Consider the following 21,358-nt stretch of genomic DNA (forward strand, 5'->3'; position numbering starts at 1 on the left):
GTTTTTGTCAATTCATCATCAAATTTGTAATCTTTATGGATAAATAGCAAAGACAGTGCCACAAGGTAACAACTCTGTCAGAAGTGGAGCTTAAAATTTTTTAACTAAAAGTGCAGAAGTATAGAGCAGCAACCTAGTCGTGAAAACACTAGGATTTCACTAATACATCGATTTGTGTCCCAGCCCCATCTTTGGATAGGATAATGATTTTTTTCGCGTCATCATATTGCATCATGATCCGACCTTTTAGGGTTTTAACCTGGTCAGCTTGTCCTAATTTCTCGGTATAAAAGCCCATGGCACTTTGTTGATCAGTAACGGCATGGTAGGTCAAACTGGCAGGCAGTTCAGGAGCAAACACTTGACACAATTTGGGATTAGGGAACAGGGGTAACGAATAAAATTCCTCGGGACAAGTTTGTGACGTCATCTGCAACGTCTCATTATCTTGGGCGTTAGTTTCCATTGAAAAAATCAGTGTGGCAGATAAAACTGTCACTATTGAATGGATTTTTGAGCTTAAACTAAACTTCACTGCCTTTTACCTGTCATAAATGTGCGTCTTGCTTCACTATAGAAGTTGGCGAGGTTAGGAGCAAGACGATTCACTTCTTTTAACGTATACAATTGAGTAAGTCAGTATGATCAGATGGTTACTCCGACAATTTGCAGATTATCTACGACTTTTTTTATTCGCAAGTGGCGTGTTGATTGGCGTGCAAGCTCCCGGCTTCATGCAACAATATCAACAACGAGTTGATGCCCACTTAACCGAAGCCAAACAAAATCTTTCGGGCTTTCAAGTCACTGCAAATAGGCATTTTGGCGGCAATATTGAAAAACTCATTGCTCATTATAGTGAAAGTAACGATCCTGTATTTCAACAAGATGCTAATAGTATCAGGGCAATTTATCAGCGTGTTGAATTGCTTCAAGCTGAAAATTTTGCGATGTCACAACATCCCATCAAACAAGCTTGGCATTTAATTCACGATGCTGACGAACAACTTAGGTTAGAAGCCTTCCAAGGCTTTAATTTTACGGTACCTTTGAGTCCTTTGGCGATTTTATGGGGGATAGGTTTCGCAGTGATATTACTGCTAAGCATAGATACCACAACGTTCACTTGTCGTAAGTGTGTGGCTAAACTTCGTAACCATCAACATAGCCATTCTTAAATTAAACTCAGTTATTTGATAAGGATTAAAATTGAAAAACATGCAAATCGACATAGTTTCCGATGTATCTTGTCCATGGTGCATCATCGGTTATAAATCACTCTCCAAAGCAATTAGTCATTTGGCTGGAGAAATAACGGTTAATATTGACTGGCAACCCTTTGAACTTAATCCGCAGATGCCCCCCGAAGGTCAAGAAATTGGTGAGCACATTACCCAAAAGTATGGCATCAGCCTGGAACAAGCAGAACAAAATCGTGAAGCAATTAAACAGCGCGGTTTAGAGGTAGGGTATGAATTCGGCAACCGTGGAGGAGGGCGAATTTTTAATACCTTTGATGCTCATCGCCTGCTTCATTGGGCCCATGAGTGCGGTAAACAAACAGAACTCAAACTCGCATTATTCGATCTCTATTTTAAACAATCAGGTAATCCAAGTGATCATAAGCAATTGCTAGAGGTAGTTGAACAGGTCGGTTTAGATACAGAAAAAGCAGCTGAAATTCTCAACTCTGATATGTTTGAACAAGATGTACGAAAAGCCCAAGCCCATTACCAACAAGCCGGGATCAGTTCTGTTCCTGCTGTCATTGTTAATAACAAACATCTAATCAGCGGTGGCCAGCCAACAGAGATTTTCGAGCAAGCGCTAAAACAAATAGCCAAAGAAAATTAACCTTGCAAAGGTTGAGTCGTCGGTGCGAAGGAGTGCCTGGCGTAAAGTACCCAAGCAAATTAATAAAAAAGGGCCATTAGGCCCTTTTGTCATTCTTAATTATTTAAGTGTTCGTTAAAGCAACTTAAACACCCAGGTAATCCATAATACCGTCGGCAGCCTTGCGACCTTCGTCAATGGCGGTAACCACTAAGTCTGAGCCACGCACCATGTCGCCTCCAGAGAATATCTTCGGGTTCGAGGTTTGGAACGGGAAACGCCCTTGTGCAGGAGCACGAACGCGACCTTTTTCATCCAAAATAATCCCATAATCAGAGAACCAATTAGCCGGGCTAGGTTGGAAACCAAAGGCGATAATCACAGCGTCAGCTTCTAGCACATGTTCAGACCCTTCAACTACAACCGGACGTCTGCGCCCTTGTGCATCAGGTTCACCCATTTCAGTTTTTACCAACTTAACACCACAGGCTTTACCCGATTCATCTACGGCAATATCTAGAGGCTGTAAGTTAAACTGGAATTTCACACCTTCTTCTTTAGCATTCACCACTTCACGGCGAGAGCCAGGCATGCTTTCTTCGTCACGACGATAGGCACAAGTGACTGAACTAGCGCCCTGGCGAATAGATGTGCGCACGCAGTCCATGGTGGTATCACCACCACCCAATACAACGACTTTTTTATCTTTCATGTCGATGAAATCAGAGGCTTGTTTTTCAATCCCCATAACACGATTAATATTGGCGATGAGGAAAGGAAGCGCTTCATAAACACCTTCAACCCCTTCATTCTCAAATCCACCTTTCATGGAGTTATAGGTTCCCATGCCAAGGAATACCGCATCATATTGGTCCATTAACTGTTGAAATTCGATATCTTTGCCGATCTCAGTGTTCAAAACGAATTCAACACCCATATTGGTAAATATTTCACGACGCAACTTGATAACGTCTTTTTCCAGTTTAAATGAAGGAATACCAAAGGTAAGCAATCCGCCAATTTCTTCATATTTATCGTATACAACGGGTGTTACACCGTTTCGAACAAGGACATCAGCACAAGCAAGACCAGCAGGTCCTGCGCCGACTATGGCGACTTTCTTGTCAGTTTTAATCACACCTGACATATCTGGACGCCAACCCATTTTAAACGCAGTGTCAGTGATATATTTTTCAATACTGCCAATGGTGACTGCGCCAAAATCGTCGTTAAGTGTACAAGCACCTTCGCAAAGTCTATCTTGTGGACATACTCGTCCACAAACTTCTGGCAAACTGTTGGTTTGATGAGATAGCTCGGCGGCTTCTAATATTTTCCCTTCATTCGCTAGCTTTAGCCATTGGGGAATATAGTTATGAACTGGACATTTCCACTCACAATAAGGGTTACCGCAGTCCAAACAACGATCTGCTTGTCCTTCGGTTTGAGATTGAGAAAGTGGTTGATAGATTTCACCAAAGTCCTCTTTGCGCATAATTATGGGCTTTTTCGGAGGATCAATTCTTTCTACATCTACAAATTGGTATACATTTTTAGCCATTTTTTAAACCCTACCTTTACTGAGCCTGAACACGTAATTCTGCTGTTGACCGACTGATGTGGCCTAGCAGATTTTTCACGTCGCTAGTCTTAGGTTTTATTAATCTGAATTTTTGCAACTGTTGGGCAAAATTAGTTAATAACATAAGTGCATGCTCACTACCCGTTTCTTCGTAGTGTTGGTTTATCAAACCACGTAAATGCTCAGACAAAATGCCTTTTTCTTCAATCGACATGATATCCACAAGTTCACCATTAACTCGATGCTCGATATCGTCAAATTCATCATATAAATAAGCGAAACCACCGGTCATGCCTGCGCCAAAGTTCACGCCTACACTACCTAAAATGGCAACAATACCGCCGGTCATGTATTCACAACCGTTGTCACCTGCACCTTCAATAACGGCTATGGCACCTGAATTACGTACACCAAAGCGTTCACCGGCTTTACCTGCAGCGAATAACTTTCCGCCAGTTGCCCCGTATAAACAGGTGTTCCCCATAATCGTACTTACGTGAGGATCAAAGGTAATATTGCGCGGTGGGAAAATAACCAATTTACCACCCGTCATGCCTTTACCAACATAATCGTTGGCATCACCACAAAGGGTTAGCTCCAATCCACCGGCATTCCATACTCCAAAACTCTGTCCCGCCGTACCCGTTAAATGCACTTTAATGGGGTCATCATGCATGCCTTGGTTGCCATGCTGTTTGGCTATTTCACCAGAGACAAGGGCGCCTACAGAGCGATCGGTATTACGAATCGAGAAGGTCAAGTTCGCCCCGGACAAGGAGCTGATCGCCTTCTGTGAAGCCGCTAAAATTTGTTTGTTAAGTAAGCCTTCATCCAGAGGTGCATTGGCATCCTGAGAGCAAAATAGCTTAGTATGTGAGCCTTCTTTAGGTTTCACCAACAACGGACTTAAATCGAGTTTTCTTTGGCGAGCAGTAAGACCATCAATCACTTTTAATAGCTCAGTACGTCCCACTAAGTCTTCAAACTTAGCTACCCCTAAAGAAGCCATGATTTCACGCACTTCTTGAGCAATGAACTTAAAGTAATTCATCACCATTTCAGGCAAACCGATAAAATAGTTATCACGCAGTTTTTCATCTTGGGTTGCAACACCTGTTGCACAATTATTCAGATGGCAAATACGTAAATATTTACAACCTAAAGCGACCATAGGACCTGTTCCGAAACCGAAACTTTCTGCACCTAGAATACCGGCTTTAACCACATCTAAACCGGTTTTAAGACCGCCATCGGTTTGTACCCTAACTTTATGACGTAAACCATTTTCGACCAATGCTTGCTGAGTTTCTGCTAGACCAAGCTCAAATGGGCTACCTGCATATTTAACAGAAGTTAAAGGACTAGCACCTGTACCACCGTCATAACCTGAGACTGTGATTAAGTCTGCATAGGCTTTCGCTACACCCGTTGCGATAGTTCCAACCCCTGGTTCAGAAACCAGTTTTACTGAAATAAGCGCTTTGGGATTAACTTGTTTTAAGTCAAAAATAAGTTGCGCTAAATCTTCTATCGAATAAATATCGTGATGGGGAGGGGGCGATATCAATGTTACACCTGGAACTGAAAATCTCAGTTCAGCTATGTAATTATTCACCTTATCACCAGGCAATTGTCCACCTTCTCCTGGCTTAGCACCTTGCGCGACTTTAATTTGGATAACATTAGCATTAACCAAATAATGTGGTGTTACACCAAAACGACCTGAGGCAACTTGTTTAATCTTGGAGTTTTTCTCAGTATTAAAGCGTGCTGGATCTTCTCCACCTTCACCGGAGTTTGATTGTCCGCCTAATCGGTTCATGGCAATCGCGAGGGCTTCATGGGCCTCGGGACTTAGCGCTCCGATGGACATAGCTGCAGTATCGAAGCGAGGGAATAACTTATCCGCTGGCTCTACTGCATTAATGTCAATGGGATCCGTATCAGGGTTCAGTTCAAGTAAGTCTCGGAAGTGGGACGGTGAACGCCCATTTACTAACGCTGAATAAGCTTGATAGTCTTCATATCGTCCAGATTTGACCGCTACCTGTAATGTGGTAACAACATCGGGGTTATACGCATGATACTCACCGCCATGAACGTACTTCAATAGTCCGCCATGGGACAAAGGTTTACGCTTCAACCAAGCTATTCGATTTAAATTGATTTGATCTTGTTCGAAGTCTTCAAAGCCTGCGCCTTGAATACGACTTGGAATGCCTTTAAAGCAAAGCTCAGTAACCTCTTTATTAATACCGATAGCTTCAAATAATTTTGAACTACGGTAACTGGCGATGGTACTGATCCCCATTTTCGACATAATTTTATACAAGCCTTTATTAATTCCCTTGCGGTAATTTAAGGTGGCTTGCATTGCGGTCAGTTCAATTTCACCTTCTTCTACCATTTGTTCAATGGTTTCATAGGCTAAGAATGGGTAAACAGCCGTTGCGCCCAGACCAATTAACACTGCGAAGTGGTGAGGGTCACGGGCCGACGCTGTTTCTACCACTATATTCGCATCACAACGAAGTGACTTTTCAATTAAGCGGCGCTGTACTGCACCTACAGCCATCGCTGCAGGAATAGGCAATCGGTTTTGTTTAATATTGCGATCAGATAACACAACAAAAGCGGCGCGTTTTTGCTTAACTAAGTACTCTACTTCGTTACAAATGCGTTCAATTGCTTTTTTGAGTCCTTCTTCAGGAAGGTAATTCAAATCGATAATTTCTGAATAATAATATTCTGAATCGTATTCGCGAAGTTGTTTTAGATCGGTATACATCAATACAGGTGAGTTGAATAACACTCGATTTGCATAACCGGAAGTTTCACTAAACACGTTTTGTTCACGACCAACACAAGTCGCCAACGACATAACGTGATTTTCCCGCAAAGAATCAATTGGCGGGTTGGTTACCTGGGCAAACTGTTGGCGGAAATAATCGTATACAGTGCGTTGCTTCGATGACATAACGGCCATAGGAGTATCATCACCCATAGAACCAACTGCTTCTTGTCCATCATTGGCAAGTACTTTTATGATTTGCTGATTTTCTTCGTAGCTATAATTAAATAGCTTGTGATAGGTGCCCATCATATCGTCGTCAAAAGCGCGCTTGCCAATTTGGCTCGCATCACACTCTTCTATTGGCTTAAGGTGTTTGATATGTTGATCAATCCACTCTTTATAAGGGTGGCGTGTTTTTAATTCTTCATCAATTTCGTTGGAACGCCAAATCTTACCCGTATATGTATCTACGGCAAGCATTTCACCAGGCCCTACACGTCCTTTTTCAACCACGTCTTCGGGCTTGTAGTCCCATATACCAATTTCTGATGCTAAGGTTATAAACCCGTCTTTAGTTAAAACATAACGAGCAGGGCGAAGACCATTTCTATCAAGGTTACAGGCAACATGTCGACCATTGGTCATAACAATACCGGCAGGTCCGTCCCAAGGCTCCATATGCATTGAGTTAAATTCGTAGAAAGCACGCAAATCATCGTCCATGGTGCTGTTGTTTTGATACGCTGGTGGCACAAGTAAGCGCATGGCTCTGAACAAATCCATGCCGCCGGCTAAAAACAATTCCAACATATTGTCTAACGAAGATGAGTCAGAGCCTTCCGTATTAACAAAAGGGGCTGCATCTTGAAGATCCGGTAACAAAGGCGTGATAAATTTTTTCGAACGAGCTAATGCCCAGTCTCGGTTACCACGAATTGTATTGATTTCGCCGTTATGAGCTAAGAATCTGAAGGGTTGGGCTAAAGGCCATTTAGGTAATGTATTCGTTGAGAATCGTTGATGGAATACACAAATAGCCGATTTCAAGCGTTCGTCGGCAAGATCTAAATAAAAGTTTGGTAAGTCTTTAGGCATTACCAAACCTTTGTAAATCATGACTAACGCAGATAGACAGGCGATATAAAAGTCATCGTCTTCAGCCAGTCTTTTTTCAACTCGTCTTCTAACCATAAATAAGCGGCGTTCTAAATCTCTTTTGCGCCACCCTGGAGGTGCATTGACGAATACTTGTTCAATTTGTGGTACACCTTGAGCTGCAAGATCACCTAAAACCGAATGATCAACCGGCACTTCGCGCCAACCAACCACTGCTAGGGTTTCTTTAGATAATTCTTCTTCAATGGTTTGGCGGGCTATCTGTGCCTTTTCCTTATCTTGATTGAGGAAAATCATGCCTACGCCATACTTTTTGCCCAATTTCCAACCGTTTTCTTCGGCGATTAAATTGAAAAACTCATCGGGTTTTTGCAACAGCAGTCCACAACCATCACCGGTTTTACCATCCGCCGCAATACCACCGCGATGCTGCATGCGATCGAGGCCTTCAATTGCGGTCGTTACTAGTCTATGACTAGCGTCACCTTCAGTGTGCGCGATTAATCCAAAGCCACAGTTGTCTTTTGAATCATTTGGGTTATACAAACTCATTAACGTAACTCCTTCAACCTTTGGCTGAGAAAGGTTGTATATGCCAACTTTAACGTTGGAATTTAGCTGCACAGAGCCTGACTTCTGTGGTCAGTTTTGCTTGTGCTGGTTATATGTTGTTTTCTTGTCGTTTGTTTGAGGGTACCAGCCGGTTATCGAATTTTTATGAATTTTTAGCCGAGCAGCCTGACAAAATACCGACATTAAAGGTAGAAATCAATGTGCACGACAAGCGAATCATTCAATTTTTTCGATGTTTAGCGATTACTGGTAATAAAGTGAAATAAAATCAATTGGTTATAAAATCTATTTTAATCAAGTAAATCACTTTAAAAAGCCTGAAATTAGACAATAATTTGTTAATAAAACGTTTATTGTTTGATTGTTTTTGTAACAATCTGTTTTGTTGGTCCTTTCTAATAGCATAATTATTTAATTAAACTGCATAACTGTAAAGAACTAGCTGAGAATAATTTATATCTAATTGTTTCGATTGTGAATTAAATAGCCCTTTGGACCTGTTTCCAGTCGCGTTCCTTTATTATTTAAATTGTTAGTGTGAATATAAAGAGTTAGTGAATTTTTGTTCATGTGAATTTCAAGCTAGTGGCAGAAATGAGACTAAGTTTATACCCAAAAGCCTTAGGTTTTAGCCTTTTGGGTAAGCAATTGCATACAAATTCAGTTTATTTAATATTAATTTAATTGAAACATTCACCTAGGGTAGTGTTTCTTGATAGCATTGACTTTCTACTCATTCAGAGATTTCAAAAATGCATTCAAAAGCTCCAATTGAATCTTGGGCAATCGACGTAGCTCGATTTGTGATCCGTTTCGGCACACTCAAAATAAGTATATTTTTTGTTTTATTAACTTTGCTTTTTACTATTAGTGGCTCTTATGTGATACGCATGGTGATGAGTGGTGAAGTCGAAATTGAGGATTTTATTAGCGCAGTCATTTTAACCATGTTGAGTGCGCCTTGGGTGCTCACTATTTTTGTTAAGCTGGTAAAACAATTGGAGCAATCTAGGGACAGTTTATCTGAAGCCGTCCATCAACTAGAATTATTGCGTGAAGAAGATGTATTACGCAATCATGAATTACAGTTAAGTGTGCAAAAGCTCAATTACGAAATTGAGCAACGAAAAAATGCCCAATTAGAACGCGAGATGGTTTTACACGACTTAGAACGTGAAATTAATAAAAAATCTGAACAAGAGTCTCAAGCTAAACGTTTATCTACCTTGCTCCGCTCGATAATAGACGCCTCACCCGATTTAATATATTACCGCAATGAAGAAGGTCAATTTGCCGGCTGTAACCGAGTGGCAGAGCAAATGACAGGGAAAACCGAAGAAGAACTAATCGGTTTAACGCCGCACCAAGTATACGATGAAGATCTCGCTCGGCAAGTGGTCGCTAGTGATCATGAAGTGTTAGAAACGAATGCCAGTATTACCGAAGAAGTCTGGTTGCGATTTGCCGATGGTCGTCGCCGTTACTATGAAATGCGTAAGGTGCCATTCTACGATAAAAAAGGCACACGCTTAGGCTTACTTGCGTTTGGTCGCGATATTACCGAGCGTAAACAAGCAGAAAATGTAGTGACGAAAGCGAACAAAGATAAAACCGCCTTCATTGCCACCATCAGTCACGAACTCCGTACGCCTTTGAATGGGATTGTTGGCCTAAGCCGCATGCTGCGAGATACAAATTTATCCGACGAACAGTATGCTTGGGTAAGTACGATTTATGCCAGTGGTATCACCTTAGGTAATATCTTCAATGACATAGTTGACTTAGATAAACTGGATCGCGATAGGCTAGAGCTCTCCCTAAAAACCGTGTCGTTGAAAGAGTTTACCAATGAATTGGGCAGTATTATTCAGTTGCTTGCCGCGGATAAAGGTTTACGTTTTGAGACGCAAATTATTGAACCTCTGCCATTTCAAGTTGAAGCTGATGGCACCCGTCTACGTCAGGTCTTATGGAACTTGCTGTTTAATGCGGTGAAATTTACCCAGAAAGGTAAAGTCAATCTAACCGTTGAAGCAACGGAAGAAAAACCAGGTATCAGTTCGGTTAAATTTACCATAAAAGATACCGGGGTCGGTATTCCTAAAACGGAATTGGATAAGATCTTCGCCATGTATTATCAGGTGAATCATCCAGATCATCAATCTGCCACAGGAACCGGTATTGGTTTGGCTATTTGTAAAGAAATGGTCACCTTAATGAATGGCGAAATTAAGGTGAATAGTGTTGTAGGAGAGGGAACTTGCTTTACCGTAGAGCTGCCTCTGACGATTAATAACAAGCCTCTGCAATTACAGGAATTACTGGTTCATGGTTTGCAGATACTGCTAGTTGAAGATATCGAACTCAACGTAATGGTCGCTAAGGCCCTATTAGAAAAGCTTGGGCAAACTGTTGAAGTCGCTATGAATGGTCAAGATGCGCTAAAAATGGCCCGTGAGAAGCAATACGATTTGATTTTGCTAGATATTCAGTTACCCGATATGACCGGATTTAACGTCGCTTCAGTCTTACATGAAGAAGGTTTAGTAGAGCAAACACCGATAGTGGCGTTAACCGCAAACGTAATCAAAACGCGACAAGAATATCTTAATAATGGCATGGATGACGTTATCGCTAAACCAATTAAAAAGAGTCGCGTAATCGAAGTCTTTAATAACCTATTTGTTGATCAAAAAGATATACCACAATTTTCGGTAGAGGAAGCTAAACCTAGCGAACTAGAATCTATTTTGGACTTGGATTTATTAGAAATGTTAGTGGATACCATTGGCCATGAAATGGTGCGCACCAGTGTTGGTGTTTTCCAGGAAAACATGCCTGATTATATGGAAATATTAAATATCAACTTAAGTGCAAATGATAAAGAAGAGGTCTGTTCTCAAGCTCACAAAATTAAAGGGGCGGCAGGTTCGGTTGGTTTAGCCAGAGTACAAAAAATTGCGAATCGAATCCAACAAGGGGATCACCCAACATGGTGGGAAAACGTCCATGACTGGGTAGAAGAACTTGAGATGGCTGAAAAGCAGGATACAGGGAAGTTAAATGATTGGCTAAACTCAAAAAATATAGATGATTAATCTAACTGATTAATCATCTTTTCTTCTTTCTTCGAGAACCGGATTAGTTTGTTTGCTGTTGTTTACCGTAGATTACTAATCCGATACCGCCAAGGATTGCGCCACTGGCAATTAACATTTTTGCTGTGAGTAGCTCATCCAACAGCAATAAACCCCCTACTGCAGCTATTGCCGGCACACTTAGTTGTAAAACTGCAGCCACGCTAGAACGAATGTGAGGAAGTACTTTATACCAAATGGCGTAGCCAACCCCAGAAGTGATCATTCCAGAAGCTAGTGCATAAACAACTCCCATGGTTTCAAATTGACTTGCTTCAATCAACAACAATGGGACCAATATTAAACAAATGAGTGAAGCTCGAATGAAGTTAGACGTTGTATCAGTCAAAGGGGTTGATGAACGACTCCCGATGATAGAATAGTATCCCCAAGCAATACCAGCCCCGGCCATTAACATTACACCCATTATCGAAGGCGAATCGACACCAGGCGATACAAGGTAGATGAAACCGGCGAATGCAACCAAGACACCCAAAGACTCGACTAAGGTTAAGCGAGCTCCGTAATACCAACTGATGATAAGCATGGTAATTTGTACGCAAGCAAATAAAATTAGCGCACCTACGCCAGTATCCAATTCAATATAAGCATAGGAAAGCCCAGCAGCATAAATGAAAAGTGCCAAGCTAGCAGGCCAGGTGCCACTCTTTTTGACTTGCTTGGAATTACCTTTCACAACCAAGATTAGCATTAACATTGCCGCGCCCGATATTAAGCGAATTAATGTGAAAGACGTTGCGTCTATGCTTGATTCTGCTAAGGCGAGTCTACACAAAATAGAGTTACCAGCAAAAGCCAATAATGCCACAATAATAAATCCGACTAATTGTGGTGTAGATTTAATAATTTTATCTCCAGTGACTAGACAAGCAGCAAGGTGGCAGTGCCTAAAAATGCAAAAATACCGACCACATCAGTGATCGTGGTTAAAATGACGCTTCCAGCAAGGGCTGGATCAATTTTTAATTTTTTCATCACTAGGGGGAGCGTAGCCCCAGCTAGTCCGGCAGCAACCATATTTATCATCATTGCGAATGCAATCACGCCACCTAACATCCAATCTTGTTTCCAAATGGCGATGACGGAAGCGATTAATATTGCCCAAACTGCTCCATTTAGAAAGCCAATGGCCAATTCTTTACTTATTAGCCACCTTGAGTTATCGGTGCTCACATGACCTAGAGCCATGCCGCGAATAACCAGTGTTAAAGTTTGATTACCGGCAACTCCCCCCATACTCGGTACAATGGTGTTTAAGATGGCTAATACCGCCATCTGACTTAAGGTCGCTTCAAACAAGTCGCTTACCGCTGCGGCGAGCAGGGCCGTGACTAAATTAACCGCAAGCCACACAGAGCGGCGCTGAGTACTTTGCAGTACGGGTGCAAAAGTATCTTCTTCGTCATCTAAACCGGCCATACTCATCATGGAATGTTCAGCGTCTTCACGAATAATATCCACTACATCGTCAATAGTAATTCGCCCTAGTAATTGTCGATTTGAATCGACTACTGGGGCGGACAACCAGTTATAGCGTTCAAATAATTTGGCTACGTCTGTTTCAGCCATATCAACTGGAATGGCCTCAGCTTCCTCATCCATAATATCTTCAATACTGGAGTCAGGTAATGCGGTGAGAAGCGCTGTTACAGGTACAGTTCCAATGAGGGTGTCATTTCTGCTTACCACATAAAAAGTGTCAGTGCTTTCGGGAATTTCGCCTTTGAGTCGTAAATACCGCAAAATCACGTCAATATTCACATCAGAGCGCAGGGTAATGGTATCGGTATTCATGATGAACCCGGCTGTGTCCTCGCCATATGACAGGGCCTTTTCCGCTCGCTGACGGTCTTGTTCATCCATGGACTTGAGAACGTCTTTGGATACGGATTGCGGCAAACTGCTTAAGGTTTCCGCTAAGTTATCAATCTCCATATCTTCAAGGGCATCAACCACTTTATCGGGAAGCATTTGTCCGATAATACCGTTGCGCACATCTTCGGATAGCTCCTCTAAAACATCACCATAAAAATCGGCGTCTAACATTTCCCATAGTTCGGTTCTAGACTTGCTTGGGGATGATTCAAGGAGTAGAGCGATATCACAAGCGGGCAAATCGTGAATGGTTTTGCGGACATGCATAAACCGGCCACTGGCCAAGGCTTTATTGATAGCCTTCAATTGACGTTGTGCGTGTTTAACCTCTAATGCTTCAGCCATGGAGTACAGCTCGATGAAAAAACTACTATTATGAATAGTTTAGAGGGTTACGGGCGACAGGTCAGCAATTATTTGCATAACTTGAAAACTGACGTGTTATTCGTTTTCGTGAAATTTTTCTACAATGAGCTTTTCAATCGCCGCCAGAGCCGGTTCCGCGTCTACACCTTCACTGATAACTTGGACTTTTTTGCCTTGAGAGCTTTCCAACATCATCAAACCCAACACACTATTTGCCGATGCTGATTTTTCACCTTGAACTAGTGTTACTACAGCGTCAAATTGGTTGGCTACTTTGACTAATTCGGTGGCTGCTCGTGCATGTAAACCTAGCTTATTGACGATAACGATTTGTTTTTCGAAGCGGTTCATCGGTTTAACTCTCGGTGTCTAATTTGCACATCAGGGTGAGAAGCTGAAAATGTTTTTGCTAATGACTCGGCAACATAAACTGAGCGATGTTGTCCACCGGTGCAGCCTATTGCGACTGTTACGTAACTACGATTATTTCTTTCTAAATGAGGAAGCCAGGTCGATATGAGGTTTTGAATTTGCCAAATAAATTTCGTTACTATTGGCTGGGAACCTAAAAATATCTCTACTGGTGAATCTAAACCCGTCAAATGTTTCAAATCGGGTTCCCAATGGGGGTTAGGCAAAAAACGTGCATCAAATACGTAGTCTGCATCTTTGGGTATGCCATATTTGAATCCAAAAGACTCAAATACTAAAACCAGCCTAGAACTCTTTTTGCCTAATATTCGTTCTCGCACTAACTCCGCTAATTGGTGAACTGAAAGCTTGTCAGTATCTAAATATAAGTCAGCACGTTCTGCGATAGGAGCTAATAATTGACCTTCCGCTTGAATCGCATCTGAAAGGGATTTGTTTTGACGTGACAGCGGGTGCAGTCTGCGGGTTTCGCTGAAACGTTTAATTAGCATGTCATCACTGGCATCTAAATAAACGATGGTCATATCCCAGTTTGCTGGCAAATAATCAAGAATTTCGACTAGTTCACCAGATACCTTAGGAAGGTTTCTCACATCGATACTGACGGCTACTTGATCATACTCATCCATCACCGTATGGGTCAGGGTGGGCAGAAGATTAACTGGAATATTATCAACACAATAATAACCTAAATCTTCTAAAGAGCGCAGTGCAATAGACTTTCCTGAGCCAGAACGACCACTAATAATAATCAGCTTCATGCAACGATTGCCTCATATAACTGGCTATTGTCTTGTGCGCTGCGGATACGTTTAAGAATCTCTTTGTCACTTAACTTTGTTGCTATGGTTGCTAAGGTTTGCAGATGGCCTGCAGCTTTATCTTCAGGTACTAAAATAGCAAAAAATATATCGACAGGGCAGTTATCTATGGCGTCAAAGTTGATGGAAGGATCACTGGTGATTAATATGGCAACGACGTCTTTTAAGCCGGCTAATCTGCCATGGGGTAAGGCAATACCATTACCGATTCCTGTACTACCCATTTTTTCGCGATTTACCAAACTATTTAAAATGGTAGTCTGATCAATACCGTCAATCTTTTCTGCCGCTATCAGGCTGATAGTTTCAAGAATTCGTTTTTTACTTGTCCCCTGAACTGCACAACTTGTGCAGTCAGAGGAAAGGATGTCTTTAATTTCCATTAAATAATCTAATATAGGTTAATGACGTTTGATTTTTTCCTTGTGCTTGATCACCTGTCGATCAAGCTTATCGATTAATCCGTCAATGGCTGCGTACATATCGTTATGTTCTGAGGTTGCAAACACTTCCCCTCCGCTAAGATGAACTGTCGCTTCAGCCTTTTGATTAAGCTTTTCGACATTGAGAATGACATGGACATTGTTGATGTGATCAAAATGCCTTTCTAACTTTGTAAATTTGTTGTCTACGTAATCTCGCAATGAATCTGTAATTTCTACATGATGGCCAGTAAGGTTAATTTGCATAATTAGCGTATTCCTTCTGTTGTCGAGCCTACAGCAGGCTCTTGCGTTGGTTAGACGGTGGGATCGATAAAGACTCCCGGTATTTTGCTATGGTTCTACGGGCAACCTTTATGCCTTGGTCGGCCAGTAGATCAGCAATCTTACTATCACTAAGCGGCTTCGTTGGAAGCTCGGCAGCAATAAGTTTTTTAATGAGCGCGCGAATCGCCGTGGAAGAACACTCTCCGCCAGAATCTGTTGCCACATGGCTGGAGAAGAAGTACTTCAGCTCGTATATCCCTCTTGGTGTATGCATATATTTTTGTGTAGTAACACGGGAAATGGTTGATTCATGCATATCCACCATTTCTGCGACATCATTTAACACCATTGGTTTCATCATTTCCGGTCCATGCTCGAAAAATCCGACTTGCTGTTGAACAATACAGTTGGCTACTTTTAGTAGCGTATCATTTCTACTTTCAAGGCTTTTGATAAACCATTTGGCTTCTTGCATATGTGAACGAATAAACTGGCTGTCACTGGTGTTTTTAGCGTTGCGGCTCATAGCTGCATACTGCTGATTCACATTCAGTTTAGGCAAGCTATCGGGATTTAACTCTACTTGCCAACGTCCATTTTTCTTCATTACAGAAACATCAGGAATGACGTACTCTGAATCACTAATTATTAACGCGCTGCCTGGGCGAGGGTTCAAGGTTTGCAATAAGCGCATGGCCTCACGTAATTCATCTTCTTTTAAGCGCGTTTTACGCATTAGTGTTCGGTAGTCTTTGCTACCCAACAGGTCTGCATATTCACTGATCAATAATTTAGCTTCATTCAACCATGGCGTATCAGGCGCAAATTGATTCATTTGCACCATTAGACACTCTTGGGGAGTTCTTGAACCGGAACCAATAGGATCGAACATTTGAATGCGTTTTAAAACACATTCAACTTCATCTAGCTCTACATCTTCGTGGTCGAGACTTGCAAGCACATCTTCAGTGCTAATGGTGAGATATCCAGATTCATCGATTGAGTCGATGATTGCAATGGCGATGGCGTTATCAACTTCTGAAAAAGGGGTCAGCCGCATCTGCCATAACAAATGATCTTGTATGTTTTCACTGGTTTCGCCTTGGAAAACTTGATCATCATCCCCGCCGCTACCACCACTAATAGATGCGGGTGCTGAAGATGCACTGATATATTCATCCCAGGTACTATCTATGGGTAATTCGTCTGGTATATCCGCTTTTTCTAACGCTTCGTTAGTGTCAATGGAATCTGAACTTGCGGAAACGGTTTCTTCAGTGAATTTATCATTACTATCTGCTAGAGCGGAATCCCCAGTGGGGACATCAGAACCATCCTCTACTTCCAAAAGGGGGTTGGATTCTAACGCTTCCTGTATTTCTTGTTGTAAATCCAGCGTTGACAACTGCAATAGACGTATCGCCTGCTGCAATTGAGGCGTCATTGTTAGTTGCTGACTAAATTTTAATTGTAACGAGGGTTTCATTTAGTTTTTTTATTCTTACTTGTTTAGCCACAAAGCTTTGGTTAAAAACAACATACCTGTACTATAGCTTGAATTGCTCGCCAAGGTATACATCTCTGACTTGTTGATTATTTAAAACTTCTTCTGCAGTACCAGAAGCTATTAATTCACCATGACTCACAATATACGCTTTTTCACACACGTCTAGGGTTTCACGTACATTGTGATCCGTTATTAATACTCCAATACCTCTGTCACGCAAGTGTTGAATTATTTTTTTTATGTCATTCACCGAAATAGGGTCTACTCCAGCGAAAGGCTCATCCAATAGGATAAATTCTGGTGCGGCAGCTAACGCCCGTGCTATTTCTACTCTTCGACGTTCGCCCCCAGATAAACTCATGCCAAGGCTATTGCGAATGTGATTTATATTAAACTCATCGAGTAATGCATCAGCTTGCTCTTCGCGCTGGTCAGAACTCAATTCCTTTCGGGTTTGCAAAATTGCCATAATATTTTGGTAAACGGTCAGTTTACGAAATATAGATGATTCTTGGGGAAGATACCCAATTCCTTTTCTAGCCCGAATGTGCATGGGCTGCAATGTCAACGCTGTTTGGTCAATAAAAATATCGCCTTTGTCTAAAGGTACTAGCCCAACAATCATATAAAACGTGGTTGTTTTACCTGCACCATTAGGACCCAACAAACCAACAATTTGTCCAGTAGACACTTCCAAACTAACATCACGAACTACCTGTCGAGATTTATATGATTTAGCTAAATTGGTTGCTTTTAATGTTGCCATTAAGGTTGTTCATCCTGCAACTTGTTAATGTCTTGCTGTTCTGAATTTTTGGATTCTTCGTTTGCACTTTCGTCCTGACGTTTACGAATACTTTCAGGTTGAAAAATAGCCGTAACACCACCTTCTGCATTGCTGTCACTTTCAGCTATTAATTGTTCTAACTCCATATTGAATTGAATGGATTCACCTTTAACAAGGCTGCTATCCTGATTCAATTCAGCTGATCCAACTAAGGTTAATGTTCGATTAGACACTTGGTATTTTATTTCATTGGCAGCAGCACTAATTTTACTGCCATCATCTAGTGTTTGACTGTATTTTGCGGGTTCCCCCCGAGCAATAAATATTTCTTTACCTTCACCTAAGCCAGCGATAACTTCAACTTCATCCGCCAGAATCTCAAGGGAGCCTTGGGTAATCCTAACGTCTTTTCTAAAAATAGAGGTTTTGGTTTTACCATCAAAAAAGTTTGACTTAGAGTCAACTTTAATCGGTAAATTAAAGTCGTTTTCACCTGCCAATATAGCAGTGCTAAACAGTAAGCTGGTTATTAAGGCGCTAACGAGGCGCATATTGAGTTTGCACATGATTTTTAAGTTCATATTCCTGCGTAGTTAAATTTGCAACAAAGCCATTACTTTTAACAACAAAATCTTTTCCGTTTATCTCAACTGGCTCATCTGACATCATTGTTTTGTCTACCAAATTAATTTCTAAAAATTGTGTTCTAATTGTTTGCACAAATCCAGAATCATCAAGGCTTCTAATTTCTACGTCAGTTTCTAATTGAATGCGATTGTCCTCATAAAGTGTGCCTTCATCTGCTTCTACATGCCAAGGATTTTGTTCATCAGAAACATAGATGGTGTATTTAGGATGGCTGAATAAGGTGAAACCTAGAATTTGATAATGTTCCATTTTAAGGGCGAAAACTTCATGGTTCACTTCGCCATTTTCATTGTAAAGAGTACTGCGCATATTCCTCGCTTGGTAATTTGGCTGCCAAGAATCTTCGCTATTAGAGTTAGTTTGTTCTGTATCTGAACCCATCCACCCTGGTACATATACCATTAAGATTAGCACAAACAAAATGCCAATGCTTAGGGTGATTCGATTCATACACTACTACCGTATATACGATTTAATTTATTATTAGCGAACAAAATAAGGTCACATATTTCTCTCACTGCACCCGCTCCACCTTGTGTTTGCGTGACATACTCAGCCACTGATTTTACGTAGGGGTGACCATTTGGAACACTAATTGATACATTACTTTGTTCAAACATGCCGACATCGGGCATATCATCTCCCATCGAAGCGATATTTTCTTTCTTTAAATTTAACCCATTTTTAAGCTTTTGCACCGCATTTTTTTTGTCCTCGACACCTTGGATTATCAATGACACGCCCAGTGCAGACATTCTATTTTCAACAATGGCAGATTGGCGACCAGTCACGATAGCTACATCAATGCCAATTTCTAACATGGATTTCACACCATAACCGTCAAGAGTATGAAATGCTTTCAATTCCTCACCATTATTACCCATAAAAATGCTGCCGTCTGAGAATATGCCATCGACGTCACATACGAGTAATTTTACTTTGCTGAGCTTGTTAATGAAATGGTTATTAACTGGCCCATAAAGCGTTTCAATAATCGCCACTATACCACTCCAGCTTTAAGCAACATGTGCATATTTAATGCACCCACAGGCTTATTTTCACGATCTACTGCAAACATTGAATTGATACTGTATTTCTCCATTAAATTTAACCCTTCAACCGCTAACATTTCCGGTCGGCTTGTTTTACTATTTGTTGTCATAACATCAGAAACTAGGGTTTCGTGGATATCAACCCTATCATCAAGAATTCGGCGTAAATCGCCATCGGTAAAAATTCCAACTAACTTACCTTCTTTGTCAGTAATGCCAGTCATTCCTAAGCCTTTTTTCGATATTTCGAACAATGCATTACGCACCGTTTGATTAAACTCCACTAAGGGTAACTCATCTCCAGTATGCATGATATCTGCAATGGTTAGTAACAATCTACGACCTAAACTTCCGCCAGGGTGAGATAAAGCGAAATCAGCAGAAGTAAAACCGCTGGCATTGAGCAGGGCCACGGCTAAGGCATCTCCCATGGCTAAAGTAGCGGTAGTACTGGCGGTGGGAGCTAACCCCAAGGAGCACGCTTCTTGTTCAACCTTAATACAAAGAACTTCGTCTGAGTGTTTCCCTAAAGAACTTTGTTTACTATTGGTCATTGAAATAATAGGGACTTCCAATCGTTTGACCACGGGAATTAAATTGAGTAACTCTGCGGTTTCACCGGAATTAGAAATGGCTATCAAAACATCTTGGGGACTAATCATGCCTAAATCTCCATGATTAGCTTCTCCTGGATGCATAAAAAACGCAGGTGTGCCAGTACTGGCCAACGTAGCCGCAATCTTATGGCCAATATGGCCTGATTTTCCCATGCCGGAGACAACTACTTTTCCCTTGCACTTTCGAATAATTTGGCAGCTTCTTGCAAAACTTTCATCAATATATTGTTGTAACTGCAAAACAGCCTGAGACTCGATTTCTAAAACTTTACGTGCTGATGCAATATAATCTGAAGACACAACCAGTTCCCTTTATTTAAAAAAACAAGAAGGCGCAATAAGCTAGATAACAACCAACTAAGGCTATACCTTCCCATCGGTTGATTTGCCTTTTACCGCGTATATTAAAACTAAAAATAATCAGTAATACGGTCACGATTAACATAGCGTACATGTCTCGTTGAGCGACATTTGCGTCGATAATACCCGGTGCCAAAAGTCCAGGCATCGCCAACACAGCTAAGATGTTGAAAATATTTGAGCCAATAATGTTGCCCAACACAAGATCGTCTTCTCCTTTAAGCACACCGGCGATGCAAGCTGCTAGCTCTGGGAGGCTAGTACCTAGGGCTATGATTGTTAATCCAATTACCAGTTCACTCATCCCCATATATCGTGCAATATGAACTGCTGAGTCAACCATAAAATGCGCACTCAAGGGTAAGAAAATAAGGCCTAAAATTACCCAGAATATGGCTTTTGAGGCGGGCACTCCGCGGGGAACTTCATCTGCGGTTTCTGTATGTAGAGGATCGTTTTTCTCAGCACTTAAGGAAATCCAAGTTAAGCCTCCTATGGTTAAAAAGAACAAAACGATTAATATTACACCTTCAATAACACTCAAGTGACCATCTGCTAGAAAGTATACCGCCAGCAAGGTAACCGCGAGCAAAACAGGAAGTTCACGTCTAATGGTGCTACTGGATACCATTAAAGGTTTGAGAATGGCAGTAATACCTAATACTAAGGCGATGTTGGTAATATTAGAACCGATTGCATTTCCAACTGCGGTATCTGGGTTGTTACTCAAAGATGCGGTTGCGGAAACAACGATTTCCGGTGCTGAAGACCCCATTGCTACAATTGTTAGTCCAATTATCATGGGGGAAACACCGATGTTGGTGGCGAGCGCTGAAGCACCATAAACAAATTTGTCAGCGCTCCAACTTAATGCTGCCAGACCTGCTATAAAAATAAGGAATTCTAATATCACTTGACTATTTCTTTAAAAAACAATGATATGATTATCGCAAAATACATATGTAATTCCTAATGTCTTTACAATAATAATTAACGCCGCCAGATAATAACCTACTATGCTTATCTTAACGTGCCATTACTTTGTATTCTTCCAGATTAACAAGACCTTTATATCACTAGATGTTGAGGCCGATCTTGTAAAATCAAGGTTAAATATGTCGTACCTA

Annotated in this window: 19 protein-coding genes; 3 read left to right on the plus strand and 16 right to left on the minus strand. The window is 41.3% G+C overall.

The window, feature by feature from the left end:
- Nucleotides 1–148: 148 nt before the first annotated feature.
- Complete coding sequence (locus ACYVIL_RS09195; RefSeq protein ID WP_460312277.1) at nt 149–535, minus strand: hypothetical protein; 387 nt, start codon at nt 533–535, stop codon at nt 149–151.
- A 106-nt stretch (nt 536–641) separates the two neighbouring features.
- Here ACYVIL_RS09195 and ACYVIL_RS09200 point away from each other — a divergent pair, with 106 nt between their 5' ends.
- Complete coding sequence (locus ACYVIL_RS09200; RefSeq protein WP_460312278.1) at nt 642–1,178, plus strand: DUF2937 family protein; 537 nt, start codon at nt 642–644, stop codon at nt 1,176–1,178.
- A gap of 40 nt (nt 1,179–1,218) precedes the next feature.
- Nucleotides 1,219–1,854: a DsbA family oxidoreductase gene (locus ACYVIL_RS09205; RefSeq protein ID WP_460312300.1), complete on the plus strand. Its 636-nt coding sequence runs from the start codon at nt 1,219–1,221 to the stop codon at nt 1,852–1,854.
- Nucleotides 1,855–1,978: 124 nt separating this feature from the next.
- Here the strand turns inward: ACYVIL_RS09205 and ACYVIL_RS09210 are convergent, their stop codons facing one another.
- On the minus strand, nt 1,979–3,394 hold the full coding sequence (locus ACYVIL_RS09210) for an FAD-dependent oxidoreductase (RefSeq protein ID WP_460312279.1): 1,416 nt from the start codon (nt 3,392–3,394) through the stop codon (nt 1,979–1,981).
- Between the two features lie 16 nt (nt 3,395–3,410).
- Complete coding sequence (gene gltB / locus ACYVIL_RS09215; RefSeq protein WP_460312280.1) at nt 3,411–7,877, minus strand: glutamate synthase large subunit; 4,467 nt, start codon at nt 7,875–7,877, stop codon at nt 3,411–3,413.
- Nucleotides 7,878–8,650: 773 nt separating this feature from the next.
- On the opposite strand from gltB, the gene arcB reads away from it, so the two are divergent.
- Nucleotides 8,651–10,996 (plus strand): aerobic respiration two-component sensor histidine kinase ArcB, encoded by a 2,346-nt coding sequence (arcB, locus tag ACYVIL_RS09220; protein ID WP_303475970.1) that lies wholly within the window; start codon nt 8,651–8,653, stop codon nt 10,994–10,996.
- A gap of 43 nt (nt 10,997–11,039) precedes the next feature.
- Here the strand turns inward: arcB and ACYVIL_RS09225 are convergent, their stop codons facing one another.
- The 13 genes from ACYVIL_RS09225 to ACYVIL_RS09285 all read right to left on the minus strand — a co-directional run bounded on the left by ACYVIL_RS09225 (nt 11,040) and on the right by ACYVIL_RS09285 (nt 21,144).
- Entirely contained in the window at nt 11,040–11,864 is an 825-nt protein-coding gene (locus ACYVIL_RS09225; protein ID WP_460312281.1) for a DMT family transporter, read from the minus strand.
- Nucleotides 11,865–11,917: 53 nt separating this feature from the next.
- Nucleotides 11,918–13,276, minus strand: coding sequence for a magnesium transporter (gene mgtE / locus ACYVIL_RS09230; protein WP_460312282.1), 1,359 nt, complete (start codon nt 13,274–13,276; stop codon nt 11,918–11,920).
- 96 nt (nt 13,277–13,372) lie between these two features.
- A complete protein-coding gene (locus tag ACYVIL_RS09235) occupies nt 13,373–13,648 on the minus strand; it encodes an HPr family phosphocarrier protein (RefSeq protein WP_303475961.1) in 276 nt (91 codons plus the stop codon).
- Complete coding sequence (gene rapZ / locus ACYVIL_RS09240; RefSeq protein WP_303475958.1) at nt 13,645–14,490, minus strand: RNase adapter RapZ; 846 nt, start codon at nt 14,488–14,490, stop codon at nt 13,645–13,647. The genes ACYVIL_RS09235 and rapZ overlap by 4 nt, the downstream gene beginning before the upstream one ends.
- Entirely contained in the window at nt 14,487–14,933 is a 447-nt protein-coding gene (ptsN, locus tag ACYVIL_RS09245; protein ID WP_303475955.1) for a PTS IIA-like nitrogen regulatory protein PtsN, read from the minus strand. Before ptsN ends, rapZ begins: the two co-directional genes overlap by 4 nt.
- Nucleotides 14,934–14,951: 18 nt before the next feature.
- Nucleotides 14,952–15,239, minus strand: a complete 288-nt coding sequence (hpf, locus tag ACYVIL_RS09250; protein ID WP_216049721.1) for a ribosome hibernation promoting factor — start codon at nt 15,237–15,239, stop codon at nt 14,952–14,954.
- A gap of 28 nt (nt 15,240–15,267) precedes the next feature.
- Complete coding sequence (locus ACYVIL_RS09255; RefSeq protein WP_303475952.1) at nt 15,268–16,746, minus strand: RNA polymerase factor sigma-54; 1,479 nt, start codon at nt 16,744–16,746, stop codon at nt 15,268–15,270.
- Nucleotides 16,747–16,807: 61 nt separating this feature from the next.
- Nucleotides 16,808–17,533: an LPS export ABC transporter ATP-binding protein gene (lptB, locus tag ACYVIL_RS09260; RefSeq protein WP_303475951.1), complete on the minus strand. Its 726-nt coding sequence runs from the start codon at nt 17,531–17,533 to the stop codon at nt 16,808–16,810.
- A complete protein-coding gene (gene lptA, locus ACYVIL_RS09265) occupies nt 17,533–18,120 on the minus strand; it encodes a lipopolysaccharide transport periplasmic protein LptA (RefSeq protein ID WP_460312283.1) in 588 nt (195 codons plus the stop codon). Before lptA ends, lptB begins: the two co-directional genes overlap by 1 nt.
- Nucleotides 18,092–18,652, minus strand: coding sequence for an LPS export ABC transporter periplasmic protein LptC (gene lptC, locus ACYVIL_RS09270; RefSeq protein ID WP_303475946.1), 561 nt, complete (start codon nt 18,650–18,652; stop codon nt 18,092–18,094). The genes lptA and lptC overlap by 29 nt, the downstream gene beginning before the upstream one ends.
- Complete coding sequence (gene kdsC / locus ACYVIL_RS09275) at nt 18,649–19,203, minus strand: 3-deoxy-manno-octulosonate-8-phosphatase KdsC (RefSeq protein ID WP_303475945.1); 555 nt, start codon at nt 19,201–19,203, stop codon at nt 18,649–18,651. The genes lptC and kdsC overlap by 4 nt, the downstream gene beginning before the upstream one ends.
- Nucleotides 19,203–20,171, minus strand: a complete 969-nt coding sequence (locus tag ACYVIL_RS09280) for a KpsF/GutQ family sugar-phosphate isomerase (RefSeq protein ID WP_460312284.1) — start codon at nt 20,169–20,171, stop codon at nt 19,203–19,205. Before ACYVIL_RS09280 ends, kdsC begins: the two co-directional genes overlap by 1 nt.
- Nucleotides 20,172–20,187: 16 nt before the next feature.
- Entirely contained in the window at nt 20,188–21,144 is a 957-nt protein-coding gene (locus ACYVIL_RS09285) for a calcium/sodium antiporter (protein ID WP_303475940.1), read from the minus strand.
- Between the last annotated feature and the right edge of the window lie 214 nt (nt 21,145–21,358).

The sequence above is a fragment of the Aliiglaciecola aliphaticivorans genome, from assembly GCF_054782055.1.